The 17,822-nt window shown below is 69.3% G+C and carries 19 protein-coding genes, 2 pseudogenes and 1 other annotated feature; of the genes and pseudogenes, 13 read left to right on the top strand and 8 right to left on the bottom strand.

Annotated features, from left to right (window positions below; all coding sequences use genetic code 11):
* Positions 1–19: 19 nt before the first annotated feature.
* Positions 20–997 carry a zinc-binding dehydrogenase gene (locus JOD52_RS02035; protein WP_204408638.1) on the top strand — a complete coding sequence of 326 codons (978 nt, stop codon included), beginning with the start codon at positions 20–22 and terminating at the stop codon, positions 995–997.
* Between the two features lie 92 nt (positions 998–1,089).
* Here JOD52_RS02035 and JOD52_RS02030 read toward each other — a convergent pair whose 3' ends face one another.
* Positions 1,090–1,512, bottom strand: a complete 423-nt coding sequence (locus tag JOD52_RS02030; protein WP_010550080.1) for an organic hydroperoxide resistance protein — start codon at positions 1,510–1,512, stop codon at positions 1,090–1,092.
* Positions 1,509–2,105 (bottom strand): TetR/AcrR family transcriptional regulator, encoded by a 597-nt coding sequence (locus JOD52_RS02025; protein ID WP_204408637.1) that lies wholly within the window; start codon positions 2,103–2,105, stop codon positions 1,509–1,511. Before JOD52_RS02025 ends, JOD52_RS02030 begins: the two co-directional genes overlap by 4 nt.
* Before the next feature lie 109 nt (positions 2,106–2,214).
* Here JOD52_RS02025 and JOD52_RS02020 point away from each other — a divergent pair, with 109 nt between their 5' ends.
* Positions 2,215–2,370 (top strand): hypothetical protein, encoded by a 156-nt coding sequence (locus JOD52_RS02020; RefSeq protein ID WP_017824992.1) that lies wholly within the window; start codon positions 2,215–2,217, stop codon positions 2,368–2,370.
* Positions 2,371–2,401: 31 nt separating this feature from the next.
* On the opposite strand, the gene JOD52_RS02015 is transcribed toward JOD52_RS02020, so the two are convergent.
* Entirely contained in the window at positions 2,402–3,613 is a 1,212-nt protein-coding gene (locus JOD52_RS02015) for a pyridoxal phosphate-dependent aminotransferase (RefSeq protein ID WP_204408636.1), read from the bottom strand.
* 181 nt (positions 3,614–3,794) lie between these two features.
* Between JOD52_RS02015 and JOD52_RS02010 the strand changes: the two are divergent.
* The 5 genes and pseudogenes from JOD52_RS02010 to JOD52_RS01990 all read left to right on the top strand — a co-directional run.
* A pseudogene (locus JOD52_RS02010) lies at positions 3,795–5,090 on the top strand (glycoside hydrolase family 36 N-terminal domain-containing protein); the annotation flags it as partial.
* A 61-nt stretch (positions 5,091–5,151) separates the two neighbouring features.
* Positions 5,152–5,460 carry a transposase gene (locus JOD52_RS17910; RefSeq protein ID WP_204408635.1) on the top strand — a complete coding sequence of 103 codons (309 nt, stop codon included), beginning with the start codon at positions 5,152–5,154 and terminating at the stop codon, positions 5,458–5,460.
* Positions 5,421–5,552, top strand: a sequence feature (AL1L pseudoknot). Its footprint overlaps the gene before it by 40 nt.
* On the top strand, positions 5,457–6,383 hold the full coding sequence (locus JOD52_RS02000) for an IS3 family transposase (protein ID WP_017822135.1): 927 nt from the start codon (positions 5,457–5,459) through the stop codon (positions 6,381–6,383). (Overlaps the previous feature by 96 nt.) The genes JOD52_RS17910 and JOD52_RS02000 overlap by 4 nt, the downstream gene beginning before the upstream one ends.
* Before the next feature lie 38 nt (positions 6,384–6,421).
* Positions 6,422–7,519 carry an alpha-galactosidase gene (locus tag JOD52_RS01995; protein WP_275579069.1) on the top strand — a complete coding sequence of 366 codons (1,098 nt, stop codon included), beginning with the start codon at positions 6,422–6,424 and terminating at the stop codon, positions 7,517–7,519.
* Positions 7,520–7,541: 22 nt separating this feature from the next.
* On the top strand, positions 7,542–8,180 hold the full coding sequence (locus JOD52_RS01990) for a carbohydrate ABC transporter permease (protein WP_239551724.1): 639 nt from the start codon (positions 7,542–7,544) through the stop codon (positions 8,178–8,180).
* Between the two features lie 110 nt (positions 8,181–8,290).
* Here the strand turns inward: JOD52_RS01990 and JOD52_RS01985 are convergent, their stop codons facing one another.
* Entirely contained in the window at positions 8,291–9,037 is a 747-nt protein-coding gene (locus tag JOD52_RS01985) for an ATP-binding protein (protein ID WP_338124028.1), read from the bottom strand.
* Positions 9,034–10,596, bottom strand: a complete 1,563-nt coding sequence (gene istA / locus JOD52_RS01980) for an IS21 family transposase (RefSeq protein WP_204408388.1) — start codon at positions 10,594–10,596, stop codon at positions 9,034–9,036. The genes JOD52_RS01985 and istA overlap by 4 nt, the downstream gene beginning before the upstream one ends.
* Positions 10,597–10,759: 163 nt before the next feature.
* On the opposite strand from istA, the pseudogene JOD52_RS01975 reads away from it, so the two are divergent.
* The 4 genes and pseudogenes from JOD52_RS01975 to JOD52_RS16900 form a co-directional block, all read left to right on the top strand.
* Positions 10,760–11,041: pseudogene (locus JOD52_RS01975) on the top strand (carbohydrate ABC transporter permease); the annotation flags it as partial.
* Positions 11,042–11,056: 15 nt separating this feature from the next.
* Entirely contained in the window at positions 11,057–12,076 is a 1,020-nt protein-coding gene (locus tag JOD52_RS01970) for a carbohydrate ABC transporter permease (protein ID WP_239551722.1), read from the top strand.
* Positions 12,077–12,086: 10 nt separating this feature from the next.
* Positions 12,087–12,695 carry an ABC transporter substrate-binding protein gene (locus JOD52_RS16905; protein ID WP_239551720.1) on the top strand — a complete coding sequence of 203 codons (609 nt, stop codon included), beginning with the start codon at positions 12,087–12,089 and terminating at the stop codon, positions 12,693–12,695.
* Positions 12,692–13,519: an extracellular solute-binding protein gene (locus tag JOD52_RS16900; RefSeq protein ID WP_338124037.1), complete on the top strand. Its 828-nt coding sequence runs from the start codon at positions 12,692–12,694 to the stop codon at positions 13,517–13,519. The genes JOD52_RS16905 and JOD52_RS16900 overlap by 4 nt, the downstream gene beginning before the upstream one ends.
* Positions 13,520–13,603: 84 nt before the next feature.
* Here the strand turns inward: JOD52_RS16900 and JOD52_RS01960 are convergent, their stop codons facing one another.
* Positions 13,604–14,776 (bottom strand): ROK family transcriptional regulator, encoded by a 1,173-nt coding sequence (locus JOD52_RS01960; protein ID WP_204408634.1) that lies wholly within the window; start codon positions 14,774–14,776, stop codon positions 13,604–13,606.
* 180 nt (positions 14,777–14,956) lie between these two features.
* On the opposite strand from JOD52_RS01960, the gene JOD52_RS01955 reads away from it, so the two are divergent.
* A complete protein-coding gene (locus JOD52_RS01955) occupies positions 14,957–15,649 on the top strand; it encodes a hypothetical protein (protein ID WP_204408633.1) in 693 nt (230 codons plus the stop codon).
* Positions 15,650–15,738: 89 nt separating this feature from the next.
* Here the strand turns inward: JOD52_RS01955 and JOD52_RS01950 are convergent, their stop codons facing one another.
* Positions 15,739–16,344, bottom strand: coding sequence for a DUF4126 domain-containing protein (locus JOD52_RS01950; protein ID WP_239551718.1), 606 nt, complete (start codon positions 16,342–16,344; stop codon positions 15,739–15,741).
* Positions 16,345–16,440: 96 nt separating this feature from the next.
* Positions 16,441–17,088 carry a PH domain-containing protein gene (locus JOD52_RS01945; RefSeq protein WP_031307524.1) on the bottom strand — a complete coding sequence of 216 codons (648 nt, stop codon included), beginning with the start codon at positions 17,086–17,088 and terminating at the stop codon, positions 16,441–16,443.
* Between the two features lie 34 nt (positions 17,089–17,122).
* Between JOD52_RS01945 and JOD52_RS01940 the strand changes: the two genes are divergently transcribed.
* A complete protein-coding gene (locus tag JOD52_RS01940; RefSeq protein WP_017824986.1) occupies positions 17,123–17,755 on the top strand; it encodes a hypothetical protein in 633 nt (210 codons plus the stop codon).
* Positions 17,756–17,822: the final 67 nt, after the last annotated feature.

Here is a 17,822-nt window from a genome sequence, read left to right as displayed (position 1 = left end):
ACAATCGAGAGGCGATCCCATGCTCACCATCACCTACGACCGCTTCGGCGATCCCGCCGACGTCCTGCGCACCGCCGAGGCCGATGCCCCTGTTCCGGCCGCCGGCGAGGCGCTGCTGAGGATGTCGCTGAGCCCGATCCACCACCACGACCTGTGGACAATCCGCGGCTCCTACGGCGTCCGCCCCGCGCTGCCCTCCGGCGCCGGCAGCGAGGCCGTCGCAGTGGTGGAGGCGCTCGGCGAGGGCGTCGAGGGCTACGCCGTCGGCGACCGTGTCGCGGCGACCGGGATCACCGGAGCCTGGGCGGAGCTGTTCACCGCCCCCGCCTCCTCGCTGGTCCCGGTGCCGGCCGAGCTGCCGGACGAGTCCGCCGCCCAGCTCCTGGCCATGCCCTTCAGCGCCGTCTCCCTGCTCGAGCACCTCGACCTCGCTCCCGGCGAGGTGCTCGTGCAGAACGCCGCGACCGGGGCCGTCGGCCGCCTCGTCGCGCAGTTCGCTCGGCTGCGCGGGATCCGCGTCATCAGCCTGGTGCGGCGCGGCAGCGGCGTCGAGGAGCTCGCCGCGCAGGGCATCGGTGACGTCGTCGCCACCGATCGGGAGGACTGGCAGGAGCAGGCGCGTGCGCTGATCGGAGAGGCGCGCGTCGCAGCGGGGCTGGACTCCGTGGGCGGCGAGGCGGCGGGCCAGGTGCTCTCGCTGCTCGGGGACGGCGGTCGCCTGGTGGTCTTCGGGGCGATGGGCGACTCGACCATGGCGCTCCCCTCGGGCCCGATCATCTTCCGCGATCTGAAGGTCGAGGGCTTCTGGGGCTCCCGGGTCTCGGCGGAGATGGCGCCGGAGGTGCGTCGCCGGCTCATCGGCGAGATCTTCTCCGGCCTGCTCTCCGGCGAGGTCACCCTGCCGGTCGCGGCCACCTTCCCGCTGGAGGAGGTCGCCGCCGCCGTGGCGGCCACGCTGACCGACGGCCGACAGGGCAAGGTGCTGCTGCGCCCGTGAGCAGCATGCCACAGCACGAGGAGCCCCGGCGGGATCGATCCCGCCGGGGCTCCTCGCACCTGCCCGACGCCTGCCGGCAGGACGCGGGGCGGTCAGTCGTCGGTGACGGTGACGACCACCGGGATGTTGCCCCGGGTGGCGTTCGAGTACGGGCACACCTGGTGCGCGGCGTCGGCCAGCGCCTGGGCGGTGTCGTGGTCGAGCTCCGGGATGACCACCTCGAGCTCGACGGCGAGCGAGAAGCCGCCGGACTCCTCCGAGCCGATGGTGACGCGGGCGCCGACGCTCGAGCCGTCGATCGCGACCTTCTGCTGCCGGGCGACGGCCTGCAGGGCGGAGTGGAAGCAGGCGGAGTACCCGGCGGCGAAGAGCTGCTCGGGGTTCGCGCCGGCGCCGGTGCCGCCCATGGCGGTCGGGACGGCGAGGTCGAAGGCGAGATCCGACTCGGCGACATCGACGTGGCCGTCGCGGCCGCCGCCGGTGGCCAGGGCTTCGGTGGTGTAGAGGGGCTTCATGGGTGTCCTTGCTCCTGGTTCTGGAGTGCGGTGAGGGCGGAGTCGATCGCGGCGGTGGCCGCATCCCGGTCCACCCGGGTCATGACCAGCGCGCTGATCAGCAGCGCGACGCAGGTCTCGACGAGCTGCGCACGCTCCTGCGGCGACTGGTCGGGGCGTCGGGCCTGCACGCCGCGGGTGAAGGCGGCGAGCAGCTCGGCGCGATAGGCGCGCACGGCCTCGGCGATCCCGCCGTCCCGGGCGAGCCCGGAGCAGGCGGTGTTCACCAGCAGGCATCCGTCGGAGAGGGTGCGGCCGGACGGGTCCGCGAACAGCGCGCGGGCCGCGAGGAAGTAGCGCTCGAGAGCATCGGGGGCGACCTCGGGCGCGCACAGCGGGGCGAGCCCGGAGCGAACGACGCGCTCGAGGTAGTCCTCGATCGCGGCGTCGAACAGACCGCGCTTGGAGCCGAAGGCATGGTAGATGCTGCTGGCGTTCAGTCCGGTGGCCCGCTGGAGGCTCGCCATGGAAGCGCCCTCGTACCCTTCGCTCCAGAACACGTCGCGGGCGGAGCGCACGGTGTCCTCCCGCACGAAGGCGGACTGTCGTCCCATGACCCCTCCTGCTCGCTGCCTGCTCGTCGTCGTTCCTCGCCCGGGCTGTCGGCGCCGGGCACGGCCCACTATAGTGGAACGATCATTCCAATCGAGCTCGGAGGTCGCGATGCTCACCCTCGGCTCGATCCTGGCCCTCGCCGCGGCCGCTCTCCACGTGGTCATCTTCCGCCCGGAGTCCATCGCCTGGGGCGGGGCGCAGGCGCAGAAGGTGTTCGGCGACCAGAGTCCGCAGGAGGTTGCCGCGACCGCGCTGCTGCTCTGACCCTCCCCGTCCACAGAGCGCCCGGGCGCCCTCAGCGGCGGATCGAGGCGAGGTGGTCGGCGATGCGGTCCACGGCGTCGGCGAGCACGTCGGCCCGCGGGAGGGTCACCAGACGCAGGTGGTCGGGCTCGGGGTAGTTGAAGCCAGTGCCGTGGTTGACCAGAAGCTTCTTCGAGCGCAGCAGGTCGTAGGCGAACTCCTCGTCGCTGTCGATCCGGTACATCTCCAGGTCCAGCTTCGGGAACATGTACAGCGCACCCTCGGCCTTAACCACGCTCACCCCGGGGATCTCGCTGAGGCCCTCGTAGGCCACGTCGCGCTGCTCACGCAGCCGGCCCCCGGGCAGCACCAGGTCGTTGATGGTCTGGTAGCCGCCCAGGGCCGTGGCCACCACGTGCTGGGCCGGGACGTTCGGGCACAGCCGCATGTTCGAGAGCACCTCGAGGCCCTCGATGAAGCTGGTGGCGTCGTCCTGCGGCCCGTACAGGGTCATCCATCCGGCACGGAAGCCCGCCACCCGGTACGCCTTGGACAGTCCGTTGAAGGTGATCGACAGCAGATCCGGGGCCAGCGAGGCGATCGGGGTGTGCACCGCGTCGTCGTAAAGGATCTTGTCGTAGATCTCGTCGGCCAGAATCAGCAGCCCGTGCTTGCGGGCCACCTCCACGATCTCGCGCAGCACCGGCTCGGGGTACACGGCGCCGGTGGGATTGTTGGGGTTGATGACCACGATGGCCTTGGTGCGCTCGGTGACCCTGTCGGCGATGTCGGAGACGTCAGGCCACCAGTTGCTTTCCTCGTCGCAGCGGTAGTGGACAGCGCGCCCGCCGGCCAGGGAAACGGCGGCGGTCCACAGCGGGTAGTCGGGCTGCGGGATCAACACCTCGTCGCCGTCGTCCACCAGCGCCTGGCAGACCATCTGGATCAGCTCGGAGACCCCGTTGCCCAGGAACACGTCGTCCAGCTCGATGCCCGGCATGCCGCGCATCTGGTAGTACTGCGCGACCGCGCGTCGCGCCGCCGGGATGCCGCGGGAGTCGGAGTAGCCCTGCGCCGAGGGCAGGTTCCGGATCATGTCCACCAGGATCTCGTCGGGCGCCTCGAAGCCGAAGGGGGCGGGGTTGCCGATGTTGAGCTTGAGGATCTGGTGGCCCTGAGCCTCCATGCGCGCGGCCTCGGCGGGCACCGGCCCGCGGATCTCGTAGCACACGTCGCGTAGCTTGGAGGACTGGGTGAGGATCATCGGGGGGCTCCTGGGTCATGGGGTGGGGACAGAGTAGCGGCGCCGACGCGCACCGCGGGATGCATCCCATGACGGGGCCGGCTCCGGTCCAGGCTTGACCTCGCGCCACCCACGGCTTAAGTTTCATGCAATAAATAAGTCGGGGGCAGCGACGGCCCCGTACCGAGCCGTGGAGGCGATGATGCCCGATCAGCGCGACCCGTCCGTGAACAACCCCGAGGCGCACGACTGTGCAGGTCCCACGGTCAGGGTCCACCTCAGCAGTGCAGGCGTCTCCCTGCTGCTCGACGTCACCGGTGGGCGCATCCCTGCTGTCCTCCATTGGGGGCCGGCGCTGGGCTCCCTCACCTCGGCCGATGCCGCACAGCTCGCGGCGGTCACCACCCCTCCGGTCGCCAACAACGCTCCCGACGTGCCGCTGCGCCTGGGCCTGCTGCCGCAGAACGCGGACGGCTGGCTGGGCACGCCGGGCCTGACCGGCTCCCGACCGGACGGCTCCGGATTCGCGCCTCGTCTCTCCTGCCATGCCGTTCGGCTCGACGGCGAGATCCTCGCCGAGGCCGATGAGGACAGGGACCGCGCGGGCTTCGTCGAGGCAGCTTCGGGGCTCGTCACGTTCGAGCTGGAGGACCGGGCCAACGGGCTGGAGGCACGGCTCGAGGTGGAGCTCACTGCCCAGGGGCTGCTGCGCGCCCGGGCCGAGGTCACCAATGCCGGGGCCGAGACGTACACCCTCAGCGACCTCACCCTCGCCCTGCCGGTCCCCCTGGACGCCACCGAGCTGCTGGACTTCGCCGGGCGGTGGGCCCATGAGCGGGTCCCCCAGCGCCGTGGCTTCACCACCGGTACGCATCTGCGGCAGAACCGGCGCGGGCGCACCGGCGCGGACGCCGCCCACCTCCTGCATGCCGGGACCGCGGGCTTCAACTTCTCCTCCGGTCAGGTGTGGGCGGTGCACGTCGGCTTCTCCGGCAACCACGTGCACCTGGCCGAGCGCACCTCCGGCGGCACCCAGATCCTGGCCGGCGGCGAACTGCTGCTGCCGGGCGAGGGTCACCTCGCCTCCGGCGACAGCTACCGCAGCCCCTGACTGTACGGTTCGTACGGCAACGGCCTGGACGAGGTGGCGCGCCGCTTCCACCGCCACCTGCGCTCCCGCAAGCACCACGTCTCCACCGACAGGCCCGTCACCCTGAACGTGTGGGAGGCCGTGTACTTCGACCACGACCTGGGCCGCCTCACCGACCTTGCCGATCGTGCCGCCGCCCTCGGCGTGGAGCGCTACGTCCTGGACGACGGCTGGTTCGGCTCCCGCCGCGACGACACCTCGGGCCTGGGCGACTGGGTGGTCTCCCCGGATGCGTGGCCCGAGGGGCTGGGCCCACTAATCGACCACGTGACAGGTTTGGGCATGCAGTTCGGGCTCTGGTTCGAGCCGGAGATGGTCAACCTCGACTCGGAGCTGGCCCGCGCGCACTGAATCGTCCGGGGTTTGATAGAGGGTGAGCCAGACATCCTGGAAGGACCCCCTGATCACCATGGCCAACTACAAGTACCCCGTCGAGCTGCGGGAGCGAGCGACCCGCCTGGCCGTCGAGGCCCGCCGCGGCCCGGCGACACGCATCGGCGCGATCGCGCGGATCGCGAAGCAGACGAACGTGCACAAGGAAGCGCTGCGGAACTGGGTCAGCAAGGCAGAAGCCGCAGACATCCCGACCGAGGCGGTGGACGCCGAAACGCGGATTCGTCAGTTGGAGGCGGAGAACCGTGAGCTGCGCCGCTCGAACGAGATCCTGAAGTCCGCGACGGCTTTTTTCGCGGCGGAGTTCGACCGCCCACAGAAGTGATCGTCGCCTACATCGACGAACAAAAAGACACGTGGGGGATCGAACCGATCTGCCGGGTTCTCACCAAAGAGCTCGATGTGAAGATCGCCCCGCAGACCTACTATGCGGCCCGCAGCCGACCTCCCTCGGCTCGCAGTGTTCGTGATGCCGAATTATCGAAGGAGATTATGCGCATTCATTTTCATCCACGAATGCGGGTCTACGGGATCCGGAAGATTCATGCGCAGCTCGTCCGCGAGGGCATCGCGGTCGGCAAGGGCAGAGTCGAGCGACTGTGCCGTTCCCTCGGCATCCGCGGCACCGTACGGGGCAAGTACCCGCGCACCACGAAGCCGGCCCCGGAGACCGGCCGCCCCTTGGACCTCGTCCAGCGGGAATTCACCGCGACCGCCCCGAATCAGCTATGGGTAGCGGACATCACCTATGTGCCCACCAGGTCGGGATGGGTATACGTCGCCTTCGTGCTCGACGTGTTCTCACGAATGATCGTCGGCTGGCAAACCTCGACGCGGCTCTATACCGATCTGGCCCTCGACGCGCTTAACATGGGATTCTGGAACCGTCGGAAAGCTGGCCAAGACGTGAGTGGATTGATACATCATAGCGACCGCGGAGTTCAATACCGCGCCATCAAATACTCGCAGGCGCTGGAGGAAGCCGAAGTTGTCGCTTCTGTCGGCTCGAAGGGAGATTCGTACGATAACGCGATGGCCGAGGCACTGAACTCACTCTACAAGCACGAACTGATCTTTCTCGATGGGCCCTGGAACGGCATCGAGGACGTCGAGCCGGCCACCGCCGACTGGGTCCACTGGTTCAATACCGACCGCCTCCACGGCAAGCTCGACCACCGCACCCCCACCGAGATCGAGACGGACCACCGGGTCCGTCAGCACGCCCCTCAGACCGCCACCGCGGCCTGAGCAACCATCACCCGCACACCCTCAACGAAACCCGGGACTTGACACACCCCGAATGGGTGATGGCGCCGTCCGCGGAACGCCTCCCCTTCGAGTCCCGCTACCAGCAGGTGCTCAACCTGTCCCACCCCGGTGCTTTCGAGCACGTGCACCGGCAGATGGACGCGCTGCTGAACGAGTACGACATCTCGTACATCAAGTGGGACCACAACCGTGACCTGGTGGAGGCGGCGGACCGCTCCTCCGGCGCCGCGGCCACCCACGCCCAGACCCTCGCCGCCTACCGGCTGATGGACCGGCTCAAGGCCGATCACCCGGGGCTCGAGATCGAGTCGTGCTCCTCCGGGGGTGCCCGCGTGGACCTCGGCGTGCTGGAGCGCACCGATCGGGTGTGGGTCTCGGACTGCATCGACCCCCTCGAGCGGCTGTCCATGAACCGCTGGACCAGTCAGCTGATCCCCTTCGAGCTGATGGGCAGCCACATCGCCTCCGGCCGCTCGCACACCACCGGACGCCTCCACTCGCTCTCCTTCCGGGCAGCGGCCGCCCTGATGGGGCACCTCGGCATCGAATGGGACCTGGCCGAGGCCACCGAGGACGAGCTCAGCGAGCTGCGCACCTGGATCGAGCTGTACAAGCAGCGGCGGGAGTTCCTGTTCACCGGGGACCTGGTGCGCGCGGATCGCGGGATGGACGCCCTGTGGCTGACCGGCGTGGTCTCCCCCACCAAGGATCGCGCCCTGTACGTGCTGGCCTGCACCGAGAGCACGGAGCTGGCGACGGTGGGCCAGGTACGACTGCCCGGGCTGGATCCCCGCTCCCGCTATCGGGTGCGGCCCCTGGTGCTGGGCGAGACCCCGTCGAACCTGCGCTGGCCGGCGTGGGCGCTGGACGGGGTGGAACCCGCCACCGACCGCAACTACCGGGGTCGCCACGAGCTGCCGCTGACCGACGGCATCGAGTTGCCCGGCGCGGCGCTGGCGAACACGGGCCTGGCGGCGCCGCTGATGGACCCGGAGACGGCCGTGCTGATCGAGGTGGAGGCCGTGGGCCGTCCCGAGAGCTCCGACCGATCAGGCACGTCCGAACGATCCGCGACCCCTGCACGACCCGAGACCGCAGGCCCCGCCGGGGACTGACGGACCGCCCGAGAGGAGCATCATGTCCGCGACGACAACGAGGTCGTCCGGGACGCCTGCCAGGCGCAGACGACCGGATGACACCAAACTGGCCCTGCTTTTCATCCTGCCTGCCACCATCGGCCTGCTGGTCTTCCTGGTCTGGCCGCTGCTGACCGGGATCTACTACTCCTTCACCGAGTACACCACCCTCACCCCACCGGTCTGGGTGGGCCTGGACAACTACCAGGCGATGCTGGCCGATCCCGTGTTCTGGAACTCGCTGAAGGTCACGATCCTGTACGTGCTGATCAACATCGGCGTGCAGACGGTGGTGGCACTGGTGATCGCGGTGCTGATGCAGCGCCTGACGCAGTCCACGTGGCTGCGCTCCCTGGTGCTGGCCCCGTATCTGGTCTCCAACGTGGTCGCGGCCATCGTGTTCCTGTGGATGCTGGACACGCAGCTGGGCATCGTGAACATCTTCCTGGACGCCATCGGGGTGGGGACGATCCAGTTCTGGGCGAGCGAGACGTGGGTGATCCCCACCGTGGCGCTGGTGAACGTGTGGCGCCACATGGGCTACACCGCGCTGCTGATCTTCGCCGGGCTGCAGGCGATCCCCGAACAGCTCTACGAGGCGGCCCGCACCGAGGGTGCGGGCGAGATCCAGATGTTCTGAGTATTCGTAGTCGTGGGAGCCACCGAATCTTGCTCTTGGGGACCGCCGATCGTGCCGACGGGGGCCAGTAGCCGCCGCGGTGGGGACCACTGGCTCCCGCCGGCATCGGGTCACTGGGGCAGTGCGGTGTGTTCTCGCATGTTCCTGTCGCCGGTGTCGATCCAGATTGTGTTGTGCACGATGCGGTCCATGATCGCATCGGCGTGGACTGCTCCACCGAGCCGGGCGTGCCAGTCCTTCTTCGGGTACTGGGTGCAGAACACGGTCGAGCCGGTGTCATAGCGGCGCTCGAGCAGTTCCAGCAGCATCGAACGCATTCCCTCGTCAGGATGGTCCAGCAGCCACTCGTCGATCACCAGCAGCGAGAACGTGGAGTACTTCCGCAGGAACTTCGTCTGGCCCTGCGGCTTGTCCTTTGCCAGGGCCCAGGCCTCTTCGAGGTCGGGCATTCGGATGTAGTGGGCTCGGAGCCGGTGCTGGCAGGCCTGCTTCGCCAGCGCGCAGCCGAGGTAGGACTTCCCTGAGCCGGTGAAGCCCTGGAAGACCACGTTCTGTTGCCGCTGGATGAAGGAGCAGGTTGCCAGTTGCGCGATCACGTTCCGGTTCAGTCCCCGTTCCTCGACCAGATCCAGCCGCCGCAGGTCCGCTCCGGGATAACGCAGCCCCGCCCGGCGGATCAGACCCTCGACCTTTCCATGATTGAAGATGGAATGCGCCTCGTCCACGATCAGCTGGAGCCGTTCCTGGAACGACATCCCCAGCACGTGAGCCTCATCCTGGGCATCGATCGCGTCCAGCAGCGCGGTCGCGCCCATCTCGCGCAGCTTCCGCTTCGTGTCGTTATCGATCACGCTCACCGGACACCTCCGGCGTAGTAGTCGGCGCCACGGACGTATCCGCCGTCTTCCGCGGGTTCCTCGCGGGGTGGACGCAGGGCGGCGACCTTGTCCTGCCCGGTGGCCAAGATCGGGTGCAGATGCGCATAGCGCGGTGAACGGACCCGTCCCGTCAGCGCGAGTGCGCAGGCCGCCTCGACCCGATCTACGGAGAAGCGGCGAGAGAGCCGTAGCACCGCCAACGCGGGATCCAGGCCCTGTTCCACGATCGGCACGGACTCGAAGATCCGCTGGATCACGATCACCGTGGCCGGCCCGACCCGATCTGCCCACGCCCGCACCCTCTGCGCGTCCCAGGCCTGGAAACGCTCGCCCGCAGGTAGGTCCGCGTCGTTGGTGCGGTACTCATTGCTCGCGGTCTCCGGGAGCAGCAGGTGACTGGTCAGTCGCTGGCTGCCCTGATAGATCTCCAGCGTCCGGGCCGTGATGCGCAGATCGACCTTCGCGCCGATGTGCGCGAACGGCGCGGAGTAGAAGTTCCGCGCGAACGTGACGTGCCCGTTCCTGCCCACTCGTCGTCCGTAGTGCCATGTCGAGATCTCGTAGGGCACCGCCGGCAGCGGCGTCAGCAGCGGCCGCTCCTCCGCGTCGAACACGCTGGCGCGGGATCCGGGCCGCTTCTGGAACGGCTCCGCGTTATAGGCCTCCATCCGCTGCCCGATGGCGGCTGCAAGTTCGGGCAGGGACGTGAATCGCTGATCCCGCAGCCCGGCGATGACCCAGGTCGCGACGTGCGCGACGGTGTTCTCCACGCTCGCCTTGTCTTTCGGTTTCCGCACCCTCCCCGGGAGCACCGCCGCCGAGTAATGCGCTGCCATCTCGCGATACGCATCGTTCAGGACGATCTCGCCCTCGCGGGGGTGCTTCACCACACCGGTCTTGAGGTTGTCCGGAACGATCCTCGGGACCGTCCCGCCCAGCGCCTCGAACATCGCTACGTGCGCTCGCAGCCAGGACTCCTGGCGCATATCCAGCGCCGGGAAGCAGAACGCGTAACGAGAAAAAGGCAGGCAGGCAACGAACAAGAACACCTTCGAGACCTCGCCGGTGACCGGATCGGCCAGCTCCATCGTGGGGCCGGACCAGTCGACCTCCACGCTCTGGCCGGCCTTGTGACCGACTCTCGAAGCGGCACCGGTGACCATGACGTGGTGCTGGTAGGTGCGGCAAAACCGGTCATACCCCATCGCCGGATCCCCAGCCGCCGTGGTCGCGTCGAAGTACTCGCCGTGCAACAGCTTCAGCGTCACGCCGACCCTGGCCATCTCTCGATGGACCTGTTCCCAGTCCGGCTGTGCGAACACGCTCTCGTGCTCGCCCCGGCCCGGGAACAACCGGGCATACACCTGCTCATCGGCGACGTCCGCGATATCGCCCCACCCGATCCCTGCAGCGTCAGCGGCCTCGAACACCGCCCTCACGGACTTGCGGGACATGCCCTGCGAGGACGAAATCGCTCGCCCCGACAGACCTTCTGCGCGCAGCTGGAGCACCAGCTTCGCCCTGATCTTCCGTACCATTCCAGATTGCTCCTTCCGCCGCGTGCCCTATACACACGGCGGAAGGAGCGTAGACAGAGCGGCCCCAACGACACCACTGGTGGTCCCGAACGACGCCACCGCTACGGCAGCGACGTGGCACCCGAACCCTCGATCAGCGGACCCCAGCGAGGCGAATATTCAGTTCCGCCGCATCACCCTGCCGCTGCTGCGCCCGATCCTGGCGCTGGTGCTGATCATGACGGTGATCGGCTCGTTCCAGGTGTTCGACACCGTCTCGGTGACCACCCAGGGCGGCCCGGCCGACGCCTCCCGGGTGCTGCAGATGTACATCTACCAGAACGCCTTCGCCGAGTACGAGTTCGGCTACGCGTCCGCCCTGTCCGTGGCGCTGCTGCTGATCCTGATGGTCATCACCTTCGCCCAGTACTGGCTCACACGGGCCGGTCAGTCGGACCTGGACTGAGACGAGGAGAACGCCATGACGACACAGCCCGTCCCGGTCACCGACGAGGTCACCGAACCCACCGGCATCGACTCCCGCAGCGACGACACCGCGGTCCCTGCCGGCCGCGCAGGCGACGGCGGCAACAGCCCCGGCGCCCCTCAGCGGCGCCGACGTCGCCGTCCCTTCTCCTGGGGCCGCCTGCTGGCGTGGGCGGTGATGATCGTGTTCCTGTTCATCACCCTGTTCCCCTTCTACTGGATGCTGCGCACTGCACTGTCCAGCAACAACGCCCTTGCCACGGACCCCTCCAGCCTGCTGCCGGTGGGGTTGAACCTGGGTGGCTTCGAGCGGGTCTTCGGCCAGCAGAGCGTGGAGGAGGCCGTGGCCCAGGGCGGCTCCGGCGCCTCCATCAACTTCTGGCGGTACCTGCTGAACTCGGTGATCGTGGCCACCACCATCACCGTGGTGCAGACCTTCTCCTGCGCGATGGCGGCCTACGCGTTCTCCCGCCTGCGCTGGCGGGGCCGCGACACCGTGTTCATGATCTTCCTGGCCTCGATGATGATCCCGCAGATCTTCACCCTGCTGCCCAACTTCATCCTGATCAAGAACCTGAACCTGGTGGACACCCTGCTGGGCATCATGCTGCCCACCCTGTTCATCTCCAGCTTCGCGATCTTCTTCCTGCGGCAGTTCTTCAACAACGTCCCGCGCGAGGTGGAGGAAGCAGCCCTGATCGACGGCGCCAGCAAGGTGCGGGTGTTCTTCACCCTGATCCTGCCGATGGCATCGGCGCCGCTGGCGACGCTGGCGCTGCTGACGTACATGACGGCGTGGAACGAGTACTTCTGGTCGCTGATGGTGTCGTACACCGATCAGTCCCGGGTGCTCACCGTCGCCCTCGGCGTCTTCCGCGCTCAGGCACCGGGCACCGGCCCGGACTGGTCGGGGCTGATGGCGGCCACCCTGGTCGCTGCGGCACCGGCCCTGATCCTCTTCGCGATCTTCGCCAAGCGGATCGTGAACTCCATCGGCTTCAGCGGGATCAAGTGAGGCACCCCAGATGAACGAGCACACCGATCGCACGATCCACACCGATCACACCGCCCCCGCCTCTCGCGCCGGCGCCGGTGCAGGTCCCGGCCTCTCCCGGCGCCGACTCCTGACCGGCTCCGCGGCCCTGGCCACCTCGGTGGCGGGCGTCGGGACCCTGGCCGCCTGCGGCGGGGCCTCCGCCACCGGCGACGGCGTGGAACTGGACTACTGGCTGTGGGACGCCCTGCAGCTGCCTGCCTACTCCGCGGCCATCGACCTGTTCATGGAGAAGAACCCGGACATCACCGTGCGCATCACCCAGATGGGCTGGGGCGACTACTGGACCAAGCTCACCGCCAGCTTCGTGGCCGAGGCCGGGCCCGACGCCTTCACCGACCACCTCGCCCGCTTCCCCGAGTTCGTACGACTCGGCGTCATCACGCCGCTGGACGGGCTGGGTCCGATCGCCGAGCTCGACCCCGGCCAGTTCCAGGAGGGCCTGCAGGAACTGTGGACGGGCCAGGACGGCAAGCGCTACGGGGTGCCGAAGGACTACGACACCATCGCGATCCTGTACGACAAGGGCCTGCTGGATGCGGAGGGGCTGTCCCCCGAGGACCTCGAGGGCCTGGAGTGAACCCCGAGGACGGCGGCACCTTCGAGCAGATGCTGGCCCGGCTCACCGTGGACACCAACGGCGTGCGCGGGGACGAGGACGGCTTCGACCCGACGTCGGTGGCGCGCTACGGACTGGCGGCCGACCCCGTCGTGGACTACACCGGGCAGACCAGTTGGTCGCCGTTCGCGCTGTCCACCGGGTGGACCTTCACCGACAAGGACACCTGGGGCACCCGCTTCCAGTACGACGACGAACGGTTCGCGGCCGCGATCGACTGGTACTTCGGTCTGGTCGACAAGGGCTTCTTCCCCCCGTTCGGGATGTTCGGCGACTCCAGCCCGGCCCAGGCGCAGATCCAGGGAGGAACCTCGGCACTGGCCATCGTGGGGTCGTGGATGATCACCACTTTCAACAACCTCGAGGGCGTGGAGCTGGGCATCGCGCCGCTGCCGGCAGGGCCCGTGGGTCACCCCGTCTCGATGTTCAATGGGCTGGGCGATTCGATCTCGATGCAGTCGGAGAAGAAGGAGGAGGCGGCACGGCTGGTCGCGTTCTTGGCCTCGGACGAGGCCCAGCAGCTGATCGGCGAACGGGCCCCGTTCTTCCCGGCGACGGACGTCGGCACCGAGGCTGCGATCGCCCGGTACGACGAGATGGGTCTGGACGTGACGCCGTACACCGACCGGGTCGCCAACGGGGAGACGGGCCTGTACCCGCTGGTGGAGAACTCCGCGTCGATCGCGCAGATCATGCAGACCGCCTTCGACCAGGCCTGGATGCGGCAGATCGACGGGGCGGACTTCTTCTCGTTCAACGACCGGGTCAACGCCCTGTTCGACTGACCGCCGCCGGAGCAGCACCGGGGCCCGTCCCGCCCAGCGGTACGGGCCCCGGTGCCCGGCCCAGGTGCTCAGGTGTTCAGGTGCTCAGACGCCTGCGGCGAAGCGCTGGATCGCGGTGACGGCAGCGCCGCGCGTCCACTCGTCGAAGTCCTCGGACAGCAGGCGCACGTCGATGTCGCGCTGCACCGGGGCGATCTGCCCCTCGAGCAGCGCCCGGAACCGCTCGCCGCGGTCGCCAGGGGCACTGATCATGCCGATGGCCTCGCCTCCCAGCAGCAGCGCCTGCGGGTCGAGCGTTCCTACCAGCGCACCCGCGGAGACGGCGAGGGCGTGGGCGACCTCCTCCCCCAGTTCCAGGGCGGCAGGCACCCCCGCGGCGTGCGCGGCCAGCAGTGCGGCGAGGTCCCCCTCGGGGCCGATCGCCCCGGTGGCGCGAGCCCGTTCCACGAGGGCGGGGCCTCCGGCCACCTCGGCGAGCCGCACATGGCGACCGTCGCGGGTGGCGGTGGGGAGGGTCTGGGTGAGGCCGGCCAGATGGGTGCGCCCCTTCATGACCCGACCATCGTGCACGATGCCGGTGGCGATACCGGCACCGATGGTGAGCAGCACGAAGGAGTCGTAGCGGCGGCCGATCCCGAACCACAGCACTCCCTGGAGCAGCGCGATCAGGTCGTTCTCCACCGTGACCGGCCGGTCCAGTGCCGCGGTGAGGCGCTCGGCCAGCGGCACGGGGGTGTCCCAGCCGAGCATGGAGGAGGACAGCACCACACCGTCGCCGGTGACCCGGCCGCCCAGGCTCACCCCGATCCCGGCGATCCTGGGGTGCGCGGCCAGGACCGGTGCCGCCAGCGCGATCACCGCCTCGATCACGTCCTCGGGGGCGGCGGAGCGCACGGGGACGGCGATCTCCTCATGGGGATTGCCGCGCATGGTGGTGACCACGGCGAAGACCTCCTGGGCGGTCACCTTCACGCCGAGGAAATGGGCGTGGTCCTCGTCCACGTCCAGGGGTTCCTGAGGGCGGCCTCGTTCCCTGGTCACCGGGGGCATCTCCCGCAGCAGGCCGGCGTCCAGCAGGTCACGCGTGACCCGGGTGAGGGTGGCGCCGGAGAGCTGCAGCAGGGTGGCGAGCTCGGAACGGGGGCGGGGGCCGTGGCGCAGGATCTGCTCGAACACTGCCCGGGCGCTGTCACCGGAGGGACCGCGGGACGGCAGGGGTGCGCGGAGCACACCTGCGTCGATCACCTGCTCCACCATGGCACCAGCGTAGTGCGCGGTGGGGAACGATCACGCGTCGTGGGTCGTGCCGGTGGCCGATCGGGCTGTCCACCGCCCGCGGCTGCGGGATGCACCATCCGCCCTCGATCTGACATGCTTCCGGTGACGACGAACGCCCGCGCGCATCCGGCACCCGGGCCACATCCATGAGGGGAAGCAATGACCGAGACCACCACCGGTGTCGACGCCCAGGACGAGCCCACCATCTACACCGCGTACGAGATCGATTTCATGCTCAACCTGCGCCCCACGGCGCAGGGTGCCATCACCCGCGAGCAGGTGGGCCTGCGCAGCGCCCCCGAGGAAGCCCAGGAGTTCGTGACCGCCGCGGTCACCTCCGGGCTGCGGGCACGCGGCAAGGTGGAGCGCTCGGACGACGGCCAGTGGCTGCTGGGCGAGGAGGGCCAGGTGATCGCCACCGCGCTCACCGCCGCCGATCGCTGGATGGGCATCGCCCTGGCCGAGGGTGACGCCATGCGGATGGCCTTCGTGATCAAGGCCAACGAGGCCGTCCTGATGCTCACCCAGGACGAGCTGGACTCCTTCATCGTCTCGGCGCTGCCGGATGTCGCACAGGTCCCCGCCTCCGTGGGCGAGGTGGTCTCCGCGTTCCTGGCGGAGGGCCGGGAGCGCACCGTGTCCTTGCGTCGCACCGACGGTGCGGACCCGTCTGCCAAGGTGCCGCTGATGTTCCATGTCGAGGAGGACGGCCGCTGGCAGGTGGGCCATCTGCCGCTGGACGAGAACGGCGTGCTCAGCGTCTCGGAGCTGCCGCGCGAGGGTGTGCGCGAGGCCATCCGTCGCCTGTGGGAGGACGGCGTCAGCGAGGCCCCCTCGGCCCCGGCCGCCTGAGCCGCACCAGTACCGGCTCCGACCACGAAGGGCCGGCCCCGCATTGTGCGGGGGCCGGCCCTTCGTTTCGACCGCGGGGACGCGCCGGGTCAGACCCCGGGTTCGGCCCCAGCAGCACGGCGGGCCCTCACCTCGGCGAGCTTGCCCTTGAGATCCCGGTAGGCACGGTGGATGCGATAGGCCAGGTAGAGGCCCGCCCCCACCAGTGCCAGGGCGAGAATACCTGCCACGACCGGCAACACCAGGGTGAGCACGCCCACCGCCACGGCGGCGAGGTCCTCACCGGTGGAGACCAGGGCGTTGGAGACCGGTTCCGGTGACACGTTGACCGCCGCTCTCGCAGTGGCCTTGGTGGCGTGGGCCCCCAGGGCCGTGGCGGCACCCAGCACCGCCATCACGATGGCGGCGGTGGTGTCGGTCTCCCCGCCCAGCAGGTATCCGATGGCGCCACCGGCGATCGGCCGGATCACCGTGTGCAGCTGGTCCCAGAAGGAGTCCAGGAACGCGATCTTGTCGGCCGCGAAGTCCACCACCAGCAGGATCCCGGCGATCACCAGCAGGTCCGTGCGCTGCAGCACCTCGGGCACCTGCTCGATGCCGAACAGCCTGCCGCTGAGGCCCAGCAGGAAGATCATGAAGTACGGCCTGACGCCGCTGACCCAGCCGGAGCCGAGCGTCATCATCACGGCTTCCATGGTGGATCCCCCTTCACCTGCCGGCTCTCCGGCAGCATCGGGTGCAGGTGGTCTGCACGTCTGGTCATGCGTCGCAGGTCATGCGCCGCCTCGGGCTCAACGCCGGGTGCGCCGTGCGGATTCCCGCTGGTGAAGCTCGGTGCGCAGGGTGCGGATGTCCTGGCCCGACGGCGTCGAGTACTCCCACAGGGGCCGGTCGAACGCCGGCATGATCACGCGGCTGCCATCACGCAGGCGCAGGCCCGCGGTGAGCCAGTGCACGGGATGCACCACGCGCGACTCGATCGCGATCACGTCGTCCCAGTCGACGGTGCGGGCACCCAGGACGCCCACCACCCGCAGTGCGGCCTCCCCCACCTCCACCCGGGCACGGGCCGACGCCAGAGCAGCGATCACGAACCGCACCCCCAGCAAGCCGAGGATCAGCGCCAGACCGCCCAGGGACAGCAGCACCATCAGCATCGCCAGGCCCGGCGACCGGCCATCCTCCAGGCCGGCCCACAGCAGCACCCCGGTCACGATCATCGCCACAGCGGCGCCCAGCAGTACCGCCGCAGCGATCGAGCGGATCAGGGTGTCGCGCGTGGCGTGGGCGGGCATCAGTGCCCGCACCATCGGCTGCGAGCTGCTCCCCCGCGATCCCTGCAGGTTTCGGACCATCCGCTCCACGGTCGCGTCACTGCGGCTGTAGTCCGGCAGGGCACGGCGCTCGGTCTGCGGTCCGAGTTGGCGTGGGATCGACATGGGCACAGGCTAGACCCTGCGTACAGTCGTACGCATGGACTCCACCGGCCCCCGCTTCCGCAGGCCCGCTCCCCTCTTCGCCTCGGTGGCCGAGGCGATCCCGGGCGAGCCCGATCCCGCCACCTCCACCGATCTGGCGCACGACTCCGCTCAGGCACTGCTGAACGGCGTGTACCGCAGCGCGGACCCCGAGGTGGTCGAGAGAGTGGTGGGCCTGGTCGAGACCGAAGGACTGGGCGACCTGGCAGCCCTGTGGTCGGCCTCCCCCGAGACCACCCTGCCGGGCGCCCTGTGGCGGCTTTACGTGCTGCACACCTGGGTCCAGCGCAATGGCGACGACGTGGTGCGCCGCTACCGTGAGGGCTCCCGCACCGTGCCCGGGCTGCGGTACCTCTCGGGCTTCGCCGAGCCGCCGGACGTCGAGCAGGTGCGCCGCACCATGGACCACATCCTGCGCGGGGCCTTCACCGGGGACCTGTCCCTGGCACTGGTACGCGCCGGGGCGGTGGCCACGGTCGCAGCCCACGGCACCGCGCACCTCGCCGACCGGGAGGATGTGGACGAGGACGAACAGGCACGGATGATGGTGCAGGCAGAGCGGCTGCTCAGCACCGGGGAGGCCCTGACCGCAGCCGGGCACCAGGCGGAGGCCGGCACCCTGGAGTGAGCGGACGGGAGCCGTGGCGGTCGTCCGCAGGGGTGTGAGATCAGCCCTGCCGTCGGCGCTGGCACCC

Origin of the sequence: Brachybacterium muris (genome assembly GCF_016907455.1) — a bacterium.
GTDB lineage: Bacteria > Actinomycetota > Actinomycetes > Actinomycetales > Dermabacteraceae > Brachybacterium > Brachybacterium muris.
Note: the sequence above shows the minus strand (reverse complement) of the source record. Positions and strands in the feature narration are given on the sequence as shown.

Coding starts and splice junctions, on each gene's coding strand:
- JOD52_RS01945 (WP_031307524.1), bottom strand. CDS start 17,088: ATGTCGATCCCACGCCAACTCGGACCGCAGACCGAGCGCCGTGCCCTG.
- JOD52_RS17910 (WP_204408635.1), top strand. CDS start 5,152: ATGGCCAACTACAAGTACCCCGTCGAGCTGCGGGAGCGAGCGACCCGC.
- JOD52_RS01940 (WP_017824986.1), top strand. CDS start 17,123: ATGGACTCCACCGGCCCCCGCTTCCGCAGGCCCGCTCCCCTCTTCGCC.
- JOD52_RS02020 (WP_017824992.1), top strand. CDS start 2,215: ATGCTCACCCTCGGCTCGATCCTGGCCCTCGCCGCGGCCGCTCTCCAC.
- JOD52_RS01960 (WP_204408634.1), bottom strand. CDS start 14,776: ATGGTGGAGCAGGTGATCGACGCAGGTGTGCTCCGCGCACCCCTGCCG.
- JOD52_RS01950 (WP_239551718.1), bottom strand. CDS start 16,344: ATGGAAGCCGTGATGATGACGCTCGGCTCCGGCTGGGTCAGCGGCGTC.
- JOD52_RS01970 (WP_239551722.1), top strand. CDS start 11,057: ATGACGACACAGCCCGTCCCGGTCACCGACGAGGTCACCGAACCCACC.
- JOD52_RS02035 (WP_204408638.1), top strand. CDS start 20: ATGCTCACCATCACCTACGACCGCTTCGGCGATCCCGCCGACGTCCTG.
- istA (WP_204408388.1), bottom strand. CDS start 10,596: ATGGTACGGAAGATCAGGGCGAAGCTGGTGCTCCAGCTGCGCGCAGAA.
- JOD52_RS02030 (WP_010550080.1), bottom strand. CDS start 1,512: ATGAAGCCCCTCTACACCACCGAAGCCCTGGCCACCGGCGGCGGCCGC.
- JOD52_RS01955 (WP_204408633.1), top strand. CDS start 14,957: ATGACCGAGACCACCACCGGTGTCGACGCCCAGGACGAGCCCACCATC.
- JOD52_RS02025 (WP_204408637.1), bottom strand. CDS start 2,105: ATGGGACGACAGTCCGCCTTCGTGCGGGAGGACACCGTGCGCTCCGCC.
- JOD52_RS02015 (WP_204408636.1), bottom strand. CDS start 3,613: ATGATCCTCACCCAGTCCTCCAAGCTACGCGACGTGTGCTACGAGATC.
- JOD52_RS01990 (WP_239551724.1), top strand. CDS start 7,542: ATGTCCGCGACGACAACGAGGTCGTCCGGGACGCCTGCCAGGCGCAGA.
- JOD52_RS16905 (WP_239551720.1), top strand. CDS start 12,087: ATGAACGAGCACACCGATCGCACGATCCACACCGATCACACCGCCCCC.